The following is an 18,563-nucleotide window of genomic DNA, read 5'->3' on the forward strand; positions in this document are numbered from 1 at the left end:
CCGCACATCACTGACGAGCACGACCGCACATCACTACGAGGGGGTGGAGCCATGTGTGTCGGGCATCGCTCCGTCCGGTCGTACGCGCACGAACCGCCAGCCGATCCACGAAGATCGACCGGACAGGACCCAGTCGAAGCGATCGCATCGCACCACCGGCCCGGACGGACGGAATCCCACGCGTGACGGAGCATCCCACCTCCCACGAAGGCCGGCAGCCCCTGGTTGCCCGGCCGCAGGAACGCGCGCGGCCGCGGCAGGAGGCGGCGGGAACCGCCGCCGTGCCCGCCCCCGCGCTGCCCACCACGGCGTCGCTCGACCCCACGGGGACGGCGCGGCGCGAGGGCGACCGGCTGCGCTTCGTGGGAGCGGCCACCCGCAGGATCGCCCGCGGCATAGACCTGGACGAGATCGTCCTCGGCCTGTGCCGGGCGACGGTGCCCACGTTCTCCGACGCGATACTCGTCTATCTGCGTGATCCGCTGCCCGTCGGCGACGAGCGGCCGATCGCGCCCTTCGTCCTGCGGCTGCGCCGCACGGACCGGCTGCGGCTCACGGACGGCCGGATCGACTCCGAGGGGACGTTCCTCGGCGGGATGCCGGTCCAGATCGCCGAGGGCGACCTGCTGCCGGTCCTGGACCCGCAGTCCGACGTCATGCCGGCGGCGGAGCTGTGCGAGGTGCTCTCCGGCGGCGCGCTCTCCGAGGTGCTGCGCGGGGTGCGCCCGGTCTTCGGCGACTCCGCGGCGGCCAGGGCCGCGCTGCCCGAGCTGCTGGGCGCCGACCGCACCGTACCGACCGGGCACCGCGCGATCCTGGCGCCGCTGCGCGGGCGGCGGCGGGTCATCGGCGCCGCCGTGTTCCTGCGCAGACCGGACAGGGCGGCCTTTGAGCCGAACGATCTGCTGGTCGCCGCGCAGCTGGCCACGCACACGGCGCTGGGCATCGACAAGGCGGTGCTGTACGGGCGCGAGGCGTACATCGCGGACGAGCTCCAGCGCACGATGCTCCCGGAGAACCTGCCGCAGCCGACCGGGGTGCGGCTCGCCTCCCGTTATCTGCCGGCCGCCGAGACGGCCAGGGTCGGCGGTGACTGGTACGACGCCATCCCGCTGCCCGGCAGCCGGGTGGCGCTCGTCGTCGGTGACGTCATGGGCCACTCGATGACCTCTGCCGCGATCATGGGCCAGCTCCGCACGACGGCGCAGACCCTCGCGGGGCTCGACCTGCCGCCCCAGGAGGTGCTGCACCATCTGGACGAGCAGGCGCAGCGGCTCGGCACGGACCGGATGGCGACCTGCCTGTACGCGGTGTACGACCCCGTCTCGCACCGGATCACGATCGCCAACGCCGGCCACCCGCCGCCCATACTGCTGCACCTGGGCGGCCGGGCGGAGGTCCTGCGGGTGCCGCCGGGAGCGCCGATCGGGGTCGGCGGCGTCGACTTCGAGGCCGTCGAGCTGGACGCGCCGGCCGGGGCGACCCTCCTCCTCTACACGGACGGACTCGTGGAGTCCCGGCTGCGGGACGTCTGGACCGGTATCGAGCAGCTGCGGGAGCGGCTGGCCGCGACCGCCCAGCTCACCGGACCCGACCACGCGCCGCCGCTGGAGGCGCTCTGCGACGACGTGCTGGACGTGCTGGGCCCGGGCGACCGGGACGACGACATCGCGCTGCTCGCGGCCCGTTTCGACGGGATCGCGCCGAGCGACGTCGCGTACTGGTTCCTGGAGCCGGAGGACGCGGCCCCGGGCCGGGCGCGGCGGCTCGCCCGGCGGGCGCTGGCGCGCTGGGACCTGGAGGAGCTGAGCGACTCGGTCGAGCTGCTGATCAGCGAGGTCGTGACCAACGCGGTGCGGTACGCGGAGAGACCGGTGACGCTGCGGCTGCTCCGTACGGACGTACTGCGGTGCGAGGTCGGGGACGACTCGCCGCAGCTGCCCCGGCAGCGGCGGGCCCGGGACACCGACGAGGGCGGCCGGGGCCTGTTCCTGGTCAACCGGCTGGCCCGGCGCTGGGGCGCGACCCGGCTGTCGACCGGCAAGGTCGTGTGGTTCGAGATCGCCACGGGTCCCGGCGATTCCGGCGGGTCGTGAGGCCGGGGCGCCGTAAAGGCGATCTGTCGATAGAGGCGATCTATCCGGTGAAAGCGGAGGAAGAGAAGTCCGGCGGGCAATAGGGGACAAATGTTGCCGACGGGGTGTCGCGGAGGTTCACTGGGGCAGGCGGCCGATGTGACCGCTGCCACGTCCCAGGGAGTGTCGGCGAAGTGGGGTCGTCCGCCCGCGAGCGCGCGTGCCAGGCGTCGCGAGCCGGACACCACGTCGCGGACACTCCCTGGGTCACCCCGGCCCCCGGGGTTTCTATCGACGGGAGGACGTTCGTGTCCGAGTCATCCCCTCAGACTCCTTTCACGACCAACAACGTCGGCATCCCGGTGGAGAGCGACGAGCACTCGCTGACCATCGGCTCCGACGGCCCGATCCTGATGCAGGACCACTACCTGATCGAGAAAATGGCCCAGTTCAACCGTGAACGGGTCCCCGAGCGGGTGGTCCACGCCAAGGGTGCGGGCGCGTACGGCTTCTTCGAAGTGACGAACGACGTCAGCCAGTTCACCAAGGCGGACCTGTTCCAGCCGGGGAAGCGGACGGAGATGCTCGCCCGCTTCTCGACGGTCGCCGGTGAACTGGGTTCGCCCGACACCTGGCGCGACCCGCGCGGCTTCGCACTGAAGTTCTACACGGAGCACGGCAACTACGACATGGTCGGCAACAACACGCCGGTCTTCTTCGTCCGTGACCCCATCAAGTTCCAGGACTTCATCCACTCGCAGAAGCGCCACCCGGCCACCGGGCTGCGCAACAACGACATGCAGTGGGACTTCTGGACCCTGTCCCCCGAGTCGGCCCACATGGTGACCTGGCTGATGGGCGACCGGGGCATCCCCAAGTCGTTCCGCCACATGAACGGGTACAGCTCGCACACGTACATGTGGATCAACGGCGCGGGCGAGCGCTTCTGGGTGAAGTACCACTTCAAGACCGACCAGGGCATCGACTACCTGTCCCAGGCCGACGCGGACCAGATGGCCGGCTCGGACGCCGACCACCACCGCCGCGACCTGTACGAGTCGATCGAGTCGGGCGACGCGCCGACCTGGACCCTCAAGGTCCAGATCATGCCGTTCGACGACGCGGCGGACTACCGGTTCAACCCGTTCGACCTGACCAAGGTGTGGCCGCACGGCGACTACCCGCTGATCGACGTCGGCCGGATGACGCTCGACAGGAACCCGGACAATTTCTTCGTCCACATCGAGCAGGCCGCGTTTGAACCGTCGAACCTGGTGCCGGGCATCGGCCCGTCCCCGGACAAGATGCTGCTCGGCCGGCTCTTCTCGTACCCGGACACGCACCGGTACCGGATCGGCCCGAACTACACGCAGCTGCCGCCCAACCGGTCGCACGCGCCGGTGCACTCGTACTCCAAGGACGGCCCGATGCGGTACGAGGCGTCGGACGCGGCCATGCCGTACGCGCCGAACTCGTACGGCGGCCCCGCGGCCGACCCGGCACAGTTCGGCGGCCCGGCGGGCTGGGCTGCGGCGGGTGACATGGTGCGCGAGGCGTACAAGCTGCACAGCGAGGACGACGACTGGGGCCAGGCGGGCACCCAGGTCCGTCAGGTGCTGGACGACGCGCAGCGCGACCGGCTGGTGGCGAACGTGTCCGGGCACCTGGCGCAGGGCGTGTCCCGGCCGGTCCTGGACCGGGCGCTCCAGTACTGGCGCAACATCGACAAGAACGTGGGCGACCGGATCGCCCACCAGGTCAACGGCGGCTGACGGGTCGCGCGATTCGACGGGTGCGGGGCGGGCCTTCACGGCCCGCCCCGCACCCGTGCGTCAGGGCGTGCGGCCCTGGCCGCCGCGCGAGGTGCCCGGCGGACCGAACGGCTCGAACGGTTCGAGCGTCTCGTCCGGCGGGGTGACGGGCGCCGTGACCGGCGGGGACTGGGTGGCCGACTCCGACGGGCTCTCGCTCGGGGTGGGCGGAGCGCTCGGGGTGTCCGTCGGCGGTTCCGGCGTCTCGGTGGACCGGCTGGGCGACGGGCTGGTCGTGCTCGGGCTGGGGGTGGACCGGGTGGGTGTCGGGGTCGGCGTCGGCTTCTCCCGTACCGGCTTCCGGTAGTCCAGGTCGAACGTCGCGTCCGAGCCGCCGTTCAGCGCGGCCAGCGTGTAGTCCGCCCAGATGCGGGCGGGGAACCCACCGCCGTTGGCGCGGCCCGAGTTGGCCGTACCGGTCAGGCTGACCTGGGTGCCGCCCTTGGGCGCCTCGCCGAACAGCGCCACCGCGGTGGTGAGCTGCGGGGTGTACGCGACGAACCACGCGGACTTGTTGTTCTCCGAGGTGCCGGTCTTGCCCGCCGCCTGGTACGCGTCGGTCCTGGCCGCGCTGCCCGAGCCGTTGGCGACCACGCCCTGGAGGACGTGGGTCACGGTGTCCGCGGTCTCCCGGTCGATCACCTGCTTGCCGATCGGGTCCGGGAGGTCGACCAGCTTGTTCTTGTGCTCGGCCGACTCCAGGATCGTCGGCGTGACCTTCCTGCCGTGGTTGTCGAGGGTCGCGTACACCCCCGCCATGTCCCAGGTGGAGGCGTCCATCGTGCCCAGTGAGATGGCGGGGCGCTCGGGGAAGCTGTCCGCGACGTCCGTCATCCCGAGGTCGAGCGCGGTCTGCTTGACCTTGGCGGGGCCGACGTCCACGACCATCTGCGCGAAGACGGAGTTGATGGAGTCGCTCATCGCCTTCTGGACGTCGACGGGCCCGTAACTGTGGTCGTCCTCGTTCTCCGGGGCGAATGGCGTGTCGCTGCCCTTGACCGGGCGCTTGCTGGTGCCGTCGTACACCGTCCCGATGTCGATCTTCTTGCCGTCCTGCGTCCGCGCGCCGTTCTCCAGCGCGGAGGCGAGCACGACCGGCTTGAACGTCGAGGCCGGCTGGTAGTCCTGGCGGGTGGCGTTGGACAGCCAGTGCTCGGTGGCGCCCACCCCGCCGTAGAGCGCGAGCACCTTGCCGGTCTTCGGGTCGACGGAGGTGGCGCCCGCCTGGACGGTGGCGTCGGTCTTGTTCTTCTTGCGGTCGATCTTGTCCTCCAGCTGCTCGTCGACCGACTTGACCAGCTCCCGCTGCTTCTTCCGGTCGATGTTGAGCGTGATCGTCCAGCCGCCCGCGTCGATCTGCTCCTTGTCGACGCCCTGGCGGACCAGTTCCTCGTCGGCGGCCTTGACCAGATAACCCGTCTGGCCCTCCATGCCGGGCGCGACCTTGGGCTCGTGCGGTACGGGGAACTTCAGGCCCGCGCGCACGGAGGCGTCCAGCCAGTGCTGCTCGACCATGTTGTCGAGGACGTAGTTCCAGCGGGCCGTCACCAGCTTCTTGCCGAGGGGCGTGGCCTCGGCCCAGTCGTACTGGCTGGGGGCCTGGAGCAGCGCCGCGAGGTACGCGCCCTGTGCGACGTTCAGCTTGGCGGCGTCGACGCCGTAGTACGCCTGCGCGGCAGCCTGGATCCCGTACGCCGTACGCCCGTAGTAGCTGGTGTTGATGTAGCCGGCGAGGATCTCGTTCTTGCTCAGCTTCCGGTCCACCTTCAGGGAGATGACCAGTTCCTTGAGCTTCCGCGAGACCGTCTGGTCCTGGGTCAGGTAGTAGTTCTTGACGTACTGCTGGGTGATGGTCGAACCACCCTGTTTGCCCTTCCCCGACAGCGTGTTGAGGACGCCGCGGGCGGTGCCTTTGATGTCGACGCCCGCGTCCTGGTAGAAGGACTTGTTCTCGGCGGCGACGAAGGTCCGCTGGACGGGCTGCGGGATCTCCTCCAGGCCGACGATCTCCCGGTTGACCTCGCCGGTACGGGCCAGGACCGTGCCGTCGCTGTACTTGTAGACGTTGCTCTGCATCTTGGCCTGCGCGTTGGCGTCCGGCACGGACACGGTCAGGTACAGCACGACGAACGCGCCCATGACGAGCAGGCACAGGCCGAAGAACGTGCCGAGCATCTTCTTCCATGTGAAGAGCCGGCGTATGCCGCTCCTCCTGGGCTTGGGTGCCCGGCGGGTTCCCCGGTGCCGGGCCCGTCTCTCGTCAGCACGGCCCATCGCTGTGTCGCTCCGCTCCCAGATCCGTCGTCGACCTTGTTGTTGTTCTTGTCGTTGATCTTGTCGTTTCACCGGCTTTTACCGGAATCAGCTCAGAAAGCTAACATCCGACCCTGTGACAAAGGACGGGTGATCCGTTCTTTTGGGACGTGAGAATCAGCACCCGTCCCACTGAAACCGACTCATGAGGGTTACGGAAGGTTGTGGAGCGTTTCCGTCCTTGTGTCCGCTGTGCCACCATCAGTGACGCGTCGCGACCCCGCCGAATGCGCCGCAAGCCCCCGAAAGGGGACTTCCACCCCCCACAAGGAGTGCGTGTGCTCACTGTTGGTGACACGTTCCCGTCGTTCGAACTGACCGCCTGTGTCTCCCTGGAGAAGGGCGCGGAGTTCGAGGAGATCAACCACAAGACGTACGAGGGCAAGTGGAAGATCTTCTTCGCCTGGCCCAAGGACTTCACCTTCGTGTGCCCGACCGAGATCGCCGCCTTCGGCCGGCTGGCCGGCGAGTTCGCCGACCGGGACGCGCGGGTGCTCGGCTTCTCGGGCGACTCCGAGTACGTCCACCACGCCTGGCGCAAGGACCACCCGGACCTGCGGGACCTGCCGTTCCCCATGCTGGCCGACTCCCGGCACGAGCTGATGCGCGACCTGGGCATCGAGGACGAGGACGGCTTCGCGCGGCGCGCGGTGTTCGTCGTGGACCCGTCCGACGAGATCCAGTTCAGCATGGTGACGGCCGGCTCCGTGGGCCGTAACCCCAAGGAGGTGCTGCGGGTGCTCGACGCCCTCCAGACCGACGAACTGTGCCCGTGCAACTGGAACAAGGGCGACCGGACCCTCGACGCCACCGCGCTCCTCTCGGGAGAGTGATCCACCGTGTCACTCGACGAACTGAAGTCCGCCCTGCCGGACTACGCCAGGGACCTGCGGCTGAACCTCGGTTCGGTCATCGGCAACAGCGAGCTGCCCGAACAGCGGCTCTGGGGCACGGTACTGGCCTGCGCCATCGCCTCCCGCTCGCCCCGCGTCCTGCGCGCGCTGGCGCCCGAGGCGAGGGCCAGGCTCTCCCCGGAGGCGTACACCGCCGCGAAGTCGGCCGCCGCGATCATGTCGATGAACAACGTCTTCTACCGGACCCGGCACCTGATGTCGGACCCCGGGTACGGCGTGCTCCGGGCCGGCCTGCGGATGAACGTCCTCGGCAACCACGGCGTGGACGGCGCCGACTACGAGTTCTGGTCGCTGGCGGTCTCCGCCGTCAACGGCTGCGGCCAGTGCCTCGACTCGCACGAGGAGGCGCTCCGCAAGGCGGGCGTGGACCGCGAGACGGTCCAGGAGGCGTTCCGGATCGCCTCGGTGCTCCAGGCGGTGGGCACGACGCTGGACGCGGAGGCGGTGCTGACCGAGGGGGAGTGACGCGTAGCGCGGAGGAGCCCGACGCGTGGATCCGCGTCGGGCTCCTCCGCGCCCGGAGGGACCGGCGGCCCGTCGAGAGCCGCATCTCCCTTCAATCTTCAATCGTGATCTAACTCACTGTCGACCAACCGAATACACCACGTGACGCATCCGGCTGGGAAAGATGTGCCTTTGGCCGTTAATGTCGCACACCCCCGCCGACCGCCCCGTCACCCTCAGCTTCGTCGGTGTATCCAGTTTCACTAATTCGCTTTAGGCGTCCCGAAAACCGGGTGACGGTTACGCGGAGACCCCCTAGGGTCACTCTTCGTCAGAGACTGGAACAACTGATGGAGGCCCAATGATCGCATCCGGTGCAACCTTTACGAGTTCGGCGTTCGCGACCGCGGCGGCAATTGCGGGAATCCTGGGATTAGCTTCGCCCCAGGCCGTCGCGGTGGAAAGAACACCGGCGGCCGTGACCTTCGCGGCCGGCGCGAGCGCCGAAACACGCGCCATCGTGGCAGTGAATCCCAAGGAAGCGGCTGCTGCCGCGGTCGAGTGCGGAGCGGGCTACGAGTTGAACTTCGCGGAAAGGCTTCCCGACGCCAGCCGCTCGGGAACTCTCTTCAGTTACACCAAGCTGACCGGTAGCAGGTGGGACGCCTGTGCCGTCTTCGAGAACAACACCACCAGCGCGAAATACATGAAGCTCAAGATATGTCCCAGCACCATTGGGGGCACCTGCGCCCAGGACGAGGGAACCTTCAGCAGCTACGCGGGCCCGGTGCACCTCACGAACGCCATGTGCGGCAACATCACGGCTCTGATGAAGAGCAGTTCCTCGTCCTCCTCCTACATCATCAACGCGGTGCGCGGCGCGACTCCGTGTAACTGACGCGGGACGGCTGTCCGGCTCCGCCCGGCCAGTGGCGGAGCCGGACCGCCCTCCGGGCGGGCGCCGCCCCGGTGCCGGCCGGTTCGGAGGTCACTCCGGGTGGGCCGACGCCTCGGGCTCGGCGGGGAGCGACGCCTCGGACGACGGCCCCGGCAGGACCTTCGGCTCTCCGGGCCCGGACGTGGGACGAGGCATCGGCTCCTGCTCCGACTCGGCCGCGGCGGCCTGCCGCAGCGCCTGCTCCTGGCTGTACGAGCGGAGGTAGCCGACCACCGTGTTGGTCACCGCCACCAGCGGCACCGCCACCACCGCTCCCCCGATCCCCGCGACCAGCCCGCCCGCGGCGACCGACAGGACCACGGCGAGCGGGTGCACCCGTACCGCCCGGCCCAGGATGAAGGGCTGGAGGATGTGCCCCTCGATCTGCTGCACGGCGAGGACCACGACCAGGACCATCAGCGCCGTGAACACCCCGTCGGTGACCAGCGCGACCACCACGGCCAGGGCGCCCGAGATCACCGCGCCGACCAGCGGGATGAACGCGCCGAGGAAGATGAAGACCGCCAGCGGCACGGCCAGCGGGACGTCGAGGAAGTAGAGGCCGAGTCCGATGAAGCCCGCGTCGATCAGGGCCACCAGGACCGTGCCGCGCACATAGGCGGTCAGGGTGTGCCAGGCGCGCGGCCCGGCCCCCGCGACACCTTCGCGCGCCTGCGCCGGGACCAGCTTCAGCGTCCAGCGCCAGATGCGCTTGCCGTCGTACAGCAGGAAGAGGGTCGAGAACATGGCGAGCAGCGCGCCGGTCAGGAACTCGACCATCACGGTCACGCCCTGGAGGCCGGCGGAGGTGATCTCCTCGGTGTTCGTGCCGACGGCGTCGCTCAGGTTGTTCGCTATGTCGTTGATCTGCTTCTCGGTGACATGGAACGGGCTGTTGAGCAGCCAGCGCTTGAGCTCGTCGATGCCGTCCGTGACCCGGTTGGAGAGGTCGTCGAGGTTCTCCAGGACCTGCCACACCACGAACCAGCCGATGAGTCCCATCAGGACGAACCCGGCGATCGCGGTGAGGGCGGTCGCGACGCCGCGCGGTACGCCGAAGCGCTTGAGCCAGGCGACCGTCGGCTGGAGCAGGGCCGTGATCAGCAGGGCGGCGGCGAAGGCCAGGACCACCAGCTGGACGGCGCTGATGACCCGCATGAGCACCCAGAGGGTCCCCGCCAGCACCAGCAGCCGCCAGGCGGCCTCACCGGCGACGCGGATCCCCCACGGTATGGCGGCGACGGGGTCGGGCCTGGCGGCCACGGCGGGGGCGTACGCGGGCGGCGGCGGGACGCTCTCCCGCGCGGGCGCGGGCAGCGGCGCGGACGCGGGCAGGTCGGCGGTGAGGTCGTCCTCCGCCTCCGCCCGCACCTCGGCCTTGCGCCGGTCCAGGCGCTCCCCCATCTGGGTCAGCCCCGCACCTACCCGCCCCAGCCACCCCGGCACTCTTGACATGATCTGTCCTCTTCCCCCGTCCCGCCCGCCCACGCGTTCCCTTCCGGGGCCGACTCGTTCCGACCGTACACGCTGGGGGTCGGACTCAGAGGTGCCGGTGGGGTGGCGGGTTCCCATGACAACGCCTCACAGCGCTTCGAGGACACGGAGGCCGGAGCGGACGCGGACCTTTGGAATTGTCTTCGCGGTGGAGGGTCCCGCGAATGCGGTTCAGGGATTCGTGGCCCTGCCGGACATTCACACTTCTGCCACTTCGGAGATTGTCGCCCCTGCCTTGATCGACCCCCGGGGATGAATCCGGGACAAGACCGGAAATTCCCCTCGTTGCACCATGTCCTAATCGCTGCCTCAATCGCGGGCCCCGGATCAAAAAGATCTGGCTCGCTGTCCGCGGAGCGCCTACCGTCCTGAAAGCCCGCGCACGGCCGCCATGAATAAATCGGGCACCTTCCAGCAGGCGGCACGGATCGACACGTAACCCGGAAAATCGCCGCAAGATGCGGAACCTACTTCCTCAGGGACACAGGTGCGTCAACAGAAATCTCCATTCCGTCGAATTCTCAGACCCCGGGCGTCATGGGCGGCCCTGACCGCCGCCGTGATGCTGGGCGGGGTCCTCTCCTCAACCGTCCCGTCCGCGGGCGCCGCCCCCGCCGGTACGCCGGCCCCCAAGCCGTCCGCCCACCCTTCGTCCATCCCGCCGGGTGAGCGCGCCGACCTGCTGGGTGAAAACTGGGCGTCCTCGCCGGACGTCGCCTGGACGACCAGCGGGGACGCCGACGGCTTCCACCTGCTGACCGCGACCGGCGCGTCCGGCTACGCGTGGAAGGCCGTCGCCACACTCGCCGAGCCCGGTTTCGACGCCGACTCCTGGATCGGCAACGCCTGTACGACCGGCACCGGCCGGTACGCCGTCGTCGTGTACGCCCCGCGCACCTTCACCAACAAGCCCGAGCTGATGGCCCGCGGCGGCTTCACCGCGGTGGTGAACCTGGCCTCCGGCGCGGTACGCAAACTGCCCGTGCTGACCTCGCTCTCCTACTACAACCCCGGCTGCGGCAGCGACGACACCGCCGTGCTCACCCAGTCCGGCACCGACGAGCGGCCGGGCACCCGGCTCCTGCGTCTGGACGCCCGAACCGGTCGCACCGACACACCCGTCACCGTGAAGGGGCAGGTCACCTCGGCGGTGCCCGGCCCGGACGGCACCACGCTGGCCGCCCGCGGTGCTCAGGTCGTACGCCTCGACGCCAAGGGCCGCGCCAAGACGGTCACCCGTACCGACGGAGTGCCCTTCCGGCTCACGCCGGACGCACGCGGCGGCCTGCTCTATCTCGACCACCGCGGCGCCACCGCCACCGCCAGACACCTCACCACCCCCGCCCTGACCCGCCCTGACGCGGCGAAGGCCTCGCCGGTGGCCGTTGCGTCCGGCCCGCTCACCACCCTCGGCGTGACCCGCAGCCTCTCCACCGTGTACGTCACCGGCCCGGCCCGCACGGCCCGCACCGCGACACCGGCCGGCGTCGGGTTGCTGCCCGAGGCCGGCAAGGAGAGCCGGGTGTCCACGCACGGCACCGCGCTGGTTTCCCGACAGCGATGGGCCGACGGCAAGGGCACCTTGTTGCAGCCCGCCGAAAGCGAGACCGCACGCCCCGTCGACCTCGACGTGACTCTGCGCCGCTCCGGCACCACCCGCACGCTGCGCGCCGTCACGGCGAAGGTCTCCTCGCGCCACTCCGCCGACGGACGCGCCCTCTCTCCGGGCCTGCGCGCCGGCGGCGCGATGAAGACCACGGGAGCAAAGAAGACCACGGGCGCGAAGAAGACCGCCGCGGTCTCGACGTTCGCCAGTTCGCCGAACGACCCGGTCGAGGACGAGCGGACCTGCTCGGTGCCGCGCAACGACCCCGCCAACCAGGCGATGCAGCCCAAGCCCCGCCAGGTGGAGTGGGCCGTCGACCAGGCGATCCAGGGCTACCTCAACACCCACGTATCCCGGCCCGCCAACTGGAAGAACCTCGGCATGCCGGCCTACTCGCCGCAGAGCCTCTTCCTCAACCCCGTCGTGTCCGGCGGCGGCCGGGCCATGGCCCAGGTCATGCTCGGCGTCACCACCCAGGAGTCGAACATGTGGCAGGCCGGCCGCGAGGCCGTGCCCGGCGTCACCGCCAACCCGCTGATCGGCAACTACTACGGCATCGACCTCTACGACGGCGAGAGCGCGAACGACTGGGACGTCGACTTCGCGGAGGCCGACTGCGGTTACGGCATCACCCAGGTCACCGACCACATGCGGATGGCCGGCCGGGAGGACGGCCACGGTGGAGCCGCCTGGGACTACCAGAAGCAGCGCGCCGCCGCCCTCGACTACACCGCGAACATCGCCGCGGGCCTGGAGATCCTCATCTCCAAGTGGAACGAGACCCGCGACGCCGGCATGATCGCCAACCACGGCACCAGCGGTCGCCCGGAGAACTGGTACTTCGCCCTGTGGGCGTACAACTCGGGCTTCCACCCCGACGAGGGCAACGGCGCCCCCTGGGGTCTGGGCTGGGCCAACAACCCCGCCAACCCCGAATGGGACGCCGGGCGCCTGCCGTTCATGGAGAACGCCGCCGGCGGCGAGGACGCCAGCGCCGCCGCCCACCCCCAGAACTGGCCCTACCAGGAGAAGGTGCTCGGCTTCGCGGCCCACCCACCGTCCTTCCTGGAGTCTCCCGGTGTCATGGTCCCCGCGTTCCGGCCCGCCACCTGGAACGGCACCAACGCGTCCGTCTCGACCAAGGGCAGCGCTCTCTACAACCGTGCCCAGCTCAAGGCACCCGAGGACGCGTTCTGCGAACCGACGTCCAACGACTGCTTCCCCGGCCGCATCTCCGATGCCGCCTCCAACGACAACGGCTCCACGGGCCCCTGCGGGCGCGAGGACTTCATGTGCTGGTGGCACAAGCCCGTCACCTGGAAGACCGACTGCGTCGACACCTGTGGCTACGAATTCCTGCGCTTCTCCACCAGCATGGGTGAGGAACCCGACGGCACCGCCTACCCGCCGCGGTGCACCACGGCCGGCCTGCCCTCGGGCGCGCTCATAGTCGACGACGTGCCCCAGGGCACGGCGGTCCACCGACCAGGCTGCGACAACAGCGGCTGGACCAACAACGGCGCCTTCACCTTCGACTTCGGCAACAACGGCACCGAGAGCGTCTATCCCTCCAAGGTCGACCTCCACCAGCTCGGTGCCGGCTTCGGCGGCCACTTCTGGTTCGGCCACACCCGTACCGACGACGCCAAGGGCAACCGCCTCAAGATCACCGGCACCTGGAAACTCAACAGGTCCCTCGACAAGGACGCCCGTGTCTGGGTTCATCTCCCCGACCACGGCGCCCAGACCACCAAGGCCGAGTACCGGATCAAGACCCGTAACGGCTGGTCGACCAAGACCGTGTCCCAGCCCGGCGACAGCAATCGATGGGTGAACATCGGGGCCTACCGCACCAAGGGCATCACCCCCGAGGTCCAGCTCACCACCACGACGACGGACGGCACCGGCGACCAGGACGTCGCCTTCGACGCCGTCGCCTTTGAACCGGGCAACTGGAGCACCATGCCCCAGTTCGTGATCCCGGAGGCGGACGAGAACGCCCCCGACCCGGAGTGGGAGGACACGGACCGCCAGAAGCAGCCTTCCCCGGACGGCGTCACACCCACGTCGGCCCTGAGGGCCCTGCCGGACGAGACCTGCCGGGACACCGACCGGCCCGGCACCCGCCAGTGCATCACCCTGGACCCGGACATCGACCAGTACGCGAGCCAGGAACAACAACGCTCGCTCGACCGCGCGGCAGCCGCCGACACACCGCTGGTCCCCTGGTGCGACGACCCCGACGTCTCGGGATACACCATCACGCGACGGCAGGGCTGCCACAAACTGGCCGTGCTGATCCGTTGGACCCACGACGGCAAGACCGTCGGCACCGCCGTGTTCATGGTCCGGGAGGAGATCCTGCTGGAGAACAAGGCGTCCTTCCGCGAGAAGCTCTCGGTCAGCGCGCTCTCGATCGACGCCGACCTCGGGCCGGTCACCCTGGACTACTGGGATGCCACCTGCACGCCCAACTGTGACAACACCTACGGAACGTGGTCCGGTTCGCAGGTGTGGGAGCCGGTGATCGACTCGCATTGGAGTTCGACGACCCGCACCTTCACCTGGAATGCCTCGACTCCGGGGACCACCGAGGAGTTCGACCACGGTTCGTTCCTCGGATTCACCGCGGCGGGGCCGGCCGCGGCCGGAGCGGTGAAGACCAAGGAACCCAGCTGGGTCTTCTTCGATCAGGTGCGGTGCGACAACGGGGTCAACGTGGCCAACTCCACCGGCTGCGTGTTCCCCAAGCACATCCCCGTATGGCAGACGAACACCAAGCGCTACCCGGCGGCGGCCACCTACTACTGGCTCATGCGGGAGGAACTGGCGTCCCACCCGGGAAGCGAGAGCCGGCAGACGCCCATGCACCGCCTGGCCAGCAAGGCGGCACAGGACCACAACCGGGACACCATCTGCCGCAGGACCGGGGTGGGAGGGTTCGTGCCACATCCCGAGGCGACCGGCGACGCGGGCGGAGTCCAATGCGACGAATTCCCGTTCGCCGCCACCCGCGAGAGCGGCGGCCAGTGGCTCCCCGCCACGAACGGCGGTGTCTGCGCGCAGCTCTACGCCAAGCAGCAGCCGGACAAGAGCTGGCGGCTGTTCGACGACGACCAGTACGACCCACCGACCTGGGGTGAGCCGTGCGGGCGGGCGACCATGGTCTCCAAGCAGAACGGTGACGCCGGGCGCGGGCCCGGGCTCGCCGGCTTCTACACGAAGGCGCGGGTCGCCGACAACGACGGCTTCTACATGGAGGTCCCGGACGTCGAGGGCTGCACCCTGACCGACGTCTGCACCATCCGTACGTCCTAGGCGACGCACCGGCATACGCCGGGGTCCGGCCGCCCCCGCGCCTAGGGGGTGTCCGGACCCCGGTAGCGGGGCTCCCAGCGCACGTGCGGAAGACCTTCGTTCGGCTCCTCGATGAGCGGTACCGCCGACACCCCGCTGCCGGACGTGACCGGCGAACCGTCCCGGAGCGCGGCCAGGACGGAGGTGAACATCTGCCGCGGGCTGTCCCAGCGCCGTACCGCGTTCACCCCGACCGACGGGTCCACCTCCAGGACAGCCCCGTACCCCTCCCCCGGCCGGTGGTCGACCACCAGGAGACCGCCCGTATGGTTCCTCGCCACCGGCAGCCAGTGGGTGTGCGCCTCCACCCCGACGACGAACTCCTCGTCCCCGTCCTCCACGGCCTGCTCCACGGCCTCCGCCATGTCCGCCAGGCCCAGAGTCATGCCGACCGCGCCGAGGAGCGGGAAGTCCCTGGGGATGAACGCGCCCGCCGCCAGGCGCGGATCGCGCTGCGAACCGTCGTGCCGGGACAACCACGCCAGTACGTCGTCGTGCGCGCGAACCCGCCCCGCGGCCAGTTCGGCGATCGCGTCCGGATCCGCCGGCGGCAACAGCTGGCCGTAGTCGCCCGGCGCGTGCTCCCGCAACCACCGGTCGAGTTCGTCCAAGGTGTGCGAGACCTCATCGGGACGTTCCACGGACGGTCCTTCCTGGAGGGGGAGGGCGCCACATCCGATGAGGCCTCTCCCTTCCGCGGCACCCGGAAGACGGAAGACGGCTGTGGGCCGTGCCGCCGATCCGGTGGCACGGCCCACGGCCGAACGAGATTCCCTTGGTCAGGGACTCAGTAGTAGTTGTTCGCCTGCCAGAACGACCAAGCGCCGCAGGGGCTCTGGTAGCGCTCGTTCATGTATCCCAGACCCCACTTGATCTGGGTGGCGGGGTTGGTCTGCCAGTCGGCGCCGGCCGAGGCCATCTTGGAGGCCGGCAGGGCCTGGACGAGGCCGTAGGCACCCGAGGAGGGGTTCTGGGCCCGGTAGTTCCAGGTCGACTCGTGGTTCACGATGTTGCTGAAGCACTGGTACTGGTCGGCCGGCACGATCTGCCGGGCGATCGCCTGGACCTCGGCGACGGTGTACGAGCTCTGCACGGCGGCGGAGAACGACCCGATGGAGCCGGCGGACTCCTTGGCCGCCTTCTCCTGCTTGGCCTTCTCCTCAGCGGCTTCCTTGGCCTTCTTGGCCTCGGCGATCTTGTCCTCGGCGGCCTGCTTCTTGGCCTTCGCGTCCTTGGCGGCCTGGAGACGGGCGCTTTCCTCGGCGGACTTCTGCGCGGCCGTGTCGGCGGCGGAGGCCTGTGCCTCCGCCTGCTGGGTCAGCGACGCGGTCTGGACCTGCGCCTGCTGGCCCGCGGGGATGTCTGCGAGGAGCGTCGTGTCGGCTGCGGTGGCCTCGAAGTTGTCGTCCGAAACCTGCGCGGTGGCGCCCGAGGCGACCCCCACGACTGCGCCGACGGTGGTGACCGCGGTGGCAGAAGCCACGGCGAACCCCCGGACCGAGATCCGGCTCACACGGTGTCCTTCCAGCATCGCCCGCATAGGTGACCTCGCGGACGCGATCGTGCCCCTGGCACTGGACTCCGCACTACTGGGTCACGGGAGACTCGGGCCCGACGGGCGATCCCCGCTCGGGGATCACCACTTGGTGCTCGGGCGGCATGCGGCGGCAAGTGTGGAGTTGTGTGGAACTGCACCTCTGGAGGTGCGGGTGTGCCGCATGCGGGGGCCTGACGGAAGCAAGACTCTGCCGGAAGCCGACGCCGCGAGGCAATTAATCGTTGCGTGGGATAGCTCACACCCCGTTTGCCGCAGGAGTTTCGAGGAGAAGGGCGCGCGGCACGACGCCGCCCGGCTAAGCTCTTCGGCTTCGCCGGGCGGCGCCCACGGGGATGATACGTACTCAGATCTGGCCGTCCTCCAGCATTTCGGTCACGAGCGCGGCGATCTCCGAACGCTCGGAGCGGGTGAGGGTGACGTGCGCGAAGAGCGGATGGCCCTTGAGCTTCTCGACGACCGCCACGATGCCGTCGTACCGCCCCACCCTCAGGTTGTCGCGCTGCGCGACGTCGTGCGTGAGCACCACCCGCGAGTTGGCCCCGATCCGGGAGAGGACCGTCAGCAGGACGTTCCGCTCCAGGGACTGGGCCTCGTCGACGATGACGAACGCGTCGTGCAGGGACCGGCCGCGGATGTGCGTGAGCGGCAGCACTTCGAGCATGCCGCGCCCCAGCACCTCCTCGATCACGTCACGGCCGGCGACCGCGGAGAGCGTGTCGAAGACCGCCTGTGCCCAGGGGCTCATCTTCTCGGCCTCGGAGCCCGGCAGATAGCCCAGCTCCTGGCCGCCGACCGCGTACAGCGGCCGGAAGACCATCACCTTCTGGTGCTGCCTGCGCTCCAGGACCGCCTCCAGGCCCGCGCAGAGGGCCAGCGCCGACTTGCCGGTGCCGGCCCGGCCGCCCATCGACACGATGCCGATGTCCGGGTCGAGGAGGAGGTCGAGGGCGATGCGCTGCTCGGCGCTGCGGCCGTGGATCCCGAAGGCCTCCCGGTCGCCGCGGACGAGCCGTACGTTCCCCTCCGGGGTGACCCGCCCGAGCGCCTTGCCGCGGTCGGACTGGAGGACCAGCCCGGTGTGCACCGGCAGGTCGCCCGCCTCGGGCACGAAGACCGACTCCTCCGAATAGAGGAGATCGATCTGGTCGGCGGCGAGGGTCAGCTCGCTCATCCCCGTCCAGCCCGAATCGGTGATGGCGAGCTCGGCGCGGTACTCCTCGGCGAGGAGTCCGACCGACGACGCCTTGATGCGCAACGGCAGGTCCTTGGAGACGACCGTGACGTCGTACCCCTCGGCCTGGAGATTTCGCGCGACCGCGAGAATCCGTGAGTCGTTGTCCCCCAATCGGAAGCCGGCGGGCAGAATGCCGGGATCAGAGTGGTTGAGCTCGACACGGAGGCTGCCGCCCAGATCGCCCAGCGGGATGGGGGCGTCGAGGCGGCCGAACCGGATGCGGAAGTCGTCCAGCAGGCGCAGGGCCTGCCGGGCGAAATACCCCAGCTCCGGATGGTGCCTCTTGGCCTCCAACTCCGTGATCACCACGATCGGCAGCACAACCTCGTGCTCGTCGAAGCGGGACATGGCGTTCGGATCGGCCAGCAGGACGCTGGTGTCGAGAACGTAGGTGCGCCGGTCAGGCATGCGGCGCTTCGAGCTTGTCACCACGGAAGGACGTACCCCCTCGGATGAGGTCGGGGTGCGACGGCGTCGCGGGCGGGTGGACCGGGCTGCGGACCCCGTGCGCGGGCCGAGCTCCGGCCCTCCACGTCGCCCGTACGTCTGACCGTACGGTCGTCCTGGTGCAAAGGGCCTCCCGGGCGGACGGCCCCATGCCGTCCGCTGAGATGCGACATCCGCCCGGCAGCTGCTCCCGGAAGGCTTTTCGGACGTCGACCTGGAAGCTGTATTCCCTGGAACGCGCTCAGCCATGCCATGGCATATGACGGACGGCGGGTGAACCTCGGGTGACGTGGGCACGGACCGAGGGGGGTACGGGCCCGGCCCGGCGGCGCTGTCAGGGCGCGGAGGCCTTGGGAAACAAGGGCTCGGTCAG

11 protein-coding genes are annotated in these 18,563 nt (G+C 69.7%); 6 read left to right on the top strand and 5 right to left on the bottom strand.

Annotation, left to right across the window (positions count from 1 at the left end):
* Positions 1-182 precede the first annotated feature (182 nt).
* Together ACIODU_RS26845 and ACIODU_RS26850 are read left to right on the top strand one after the other, a co-directional pair.
* The gene (locus ACIODU_RS26845) at positions 183-2,096 is read left to right on the top strand and encodes an ATP-binding SpoIIE family protein phosphatase (protein WP_356430729.1); all 1,914 of its coding nucleotides are present in this window, start codon (positions 183-185) and stop codon (positions 2,094-2,096) included.
* A 287-nt stretch (positions 2,097-2,383) separates the two neighbouring features.
* The gene (locus ACIODU_RS26850; RefSeq protein WP_401770432.1) at positions 2,384-3,847 is read left to right on the top strand and encodes a catalase; all 1,464 of its coding nucleotides are present in this window, start codon (positions 2,384-2,386) and stop codon (positions 3,845-3,847) included.
* 60 nt (positions 3,848-3,907) lie between these two features.
* Here ACIODU_RS26850 and ACIODU_RS26855 read toward each other — a convergent pair whose 3' ends face one another.
* Positions 3,908-6,160: a transglycosylase domain-containing protein gene (locus tag ACIODU_RS26855; protein ID WP_401770435.1), complete on the bottom strand. Its 2,253-nt coding sequence runs from the start codon at positions 6,158-6,160 to the stop codon at positions 3,908-3,910.
* A gap of 317 nt (positions 6,161-6,477) precedes the next feature.
* Between ACIODU_RS26855 and ACIODU_RS26860 the strand changes: the two genes are divergently transcribed.
* The 3 genes from ACIODU_RS26860 (at position 6,478) to ACIODU_RS26870 (ending at position 8,455) form a co-directional block, all read left to right on the top strand.
* Entirely contained in the window at positions 6,478-7,032 is a 555-nt protein-coding gene (locus ACIODU_RS26860) for a peroxiredoxin (protein ID WP_401770438.1), read from the top strand.
* Between the two features lie 6 nt (positions 7,033-7,038).
* Positions 7,039-7,578 carry an alkyl hydroperoxide reductase gene (locus tag ACIODU_RS26865; RefSeq protein ID WP_401770440.1) on the top strand — a complete coding sequence of 180 codons (540 nt, stop codon included), beginning with the start codon at positions 7,039-7,041 and terminating at the stop codon, positions 7,576-7,578.
* 340 nt (positions 7,579-7,918) lie between these two features.
* Entirely contained in the window at positions 7,919-8,455 is a 537-nt protein-coding gene (locus ACIODU_RS26870; protein WP_401770443.1) for a hypothetical protein, read from the top strand.
* A 90-nt stretch (positions 8,456-8,545) separates the two neighbouring features.
* On the opposite strand, the gene ACIODU_RS26875 is transcribed toward ACIODU_RS26870, so the two are convergent.
* On the bottom strand, positions 8,546-9,949 hold the full coding sequence (locus ACIODU_RS26875) for an AI-2E family transporter (RefSeq protein ID WP_401770446.1): 1,404 nt from the start codon (positions 9,947-9,949) through the stop codon (positions 8,546-8,548).
* Positions 9,950-10,550: 601 nt separating this feature from the next.
* On the opposite strand from ACIODU_RS26875, the gene ACIODU_RS26880 reads away from it, so the two are divergent.
* Entirely contained in the window at positions 10,551-14,912 is a 4,362-nt protein-coding gene (locus tag ACIODU_RS26880; RefSeq protein ID WP_401770449.1) for a hypothetical protein, read from the top strand.
* Between the two features lie 41 nt (positions 14,913-14,953).
* Here the strand turns inward: ACIODU_RS26880 and ACIODU_RS26885 are convergent, their stop codons facing one another.
* The 3 genes from ACIODU_RS26885 to ACIODU_RS26895 form a co-directional block, all read right to left on the bottom strand.
* Positions 14,954-15,592 (bottom strand): hypothetical protein, encoded by a 639-nt coding sequence (locus ACIODU_RS26885; RefSeq protein WP_401770452.1) that lies wholly within the window; start codon positions 15,590-15,592, stop codon positions 14,954-14,956.
* Positions 15,593-15,738: 146 nt separating this feature from the next.
* Complete coding sequence (locus ACIODU_RS26890) at positions 15,739-16,482, bottom strand: lytic transglycosylase domain-containing protein (RefSeq protein WP_401770455.1); 744 nt, start codon at positions 16,480-16,482, stop codon at positions 15,739-15,741.
* A gap of 370 nt (positions 16,483-16,852) precedes the next feature.
* Positions 16,853-18,175 carry a PhoH family protein gene (locus tag ACIODU_RS26895; protein ID WP_161306634.1) on the bottom strand — a complete coding sequence of 441 codons (1,323 nt, stop codon included), beginning with the start codon at positions 18,173-18,175 and terminating at the stop codon, positions 16,853-16,855.
* Between the last annotated feature and the right edge of the window lie 388 nt (positions 18,176-18,563).

The organism is Streptomyces sp. NPDC088261, assembly GCF_044740805.1.
Classification (GTDB): domain Bacteria; phylum Actinomycetota; class Actinomycetes; order Streptomycetales; family Streptomycetaceae; genus Streptomyces.

Coding starts and splice junctions, on each gene's coding strand:
- ACIODU_RS26855 (WP_401770435.1), bottom strand. CDS start 6,160: ATGGGCCGTGCTGACGAGAGACGGGCCCGGCACCGGGGAACCCGCCGG.
- ACIODU_RS26870 (WP_401770443.1), top strand. CDS start 7,919: ATGATCGCATCCGGTGCAACCTTTACGAGTTCGGCGTTCGCGACCGCG.
- ACIODU_RS26875 (WP_401770446.1), bottom strand. CDS start 9,949: ATGTCAAGAGTGCCGGGGTGGCTGGGGCGGGTAGGTGCGGGGCTGACC.
- ACIODU_RS26880 (WP_401770449.1), top strand. CDS start 10,551: ATGCTGGGCGGGGTCCTCTCCTCAACCGTCCCGTCCGCGGGCGCCGCC.
- ACIODU_RS26890 (WP_401770455.1), bottom strand. CDS start 16,482: ATGCTGGAAGGACACCGTGTGAGCCGGATCTCGGTCCGGGGGTTCGCC.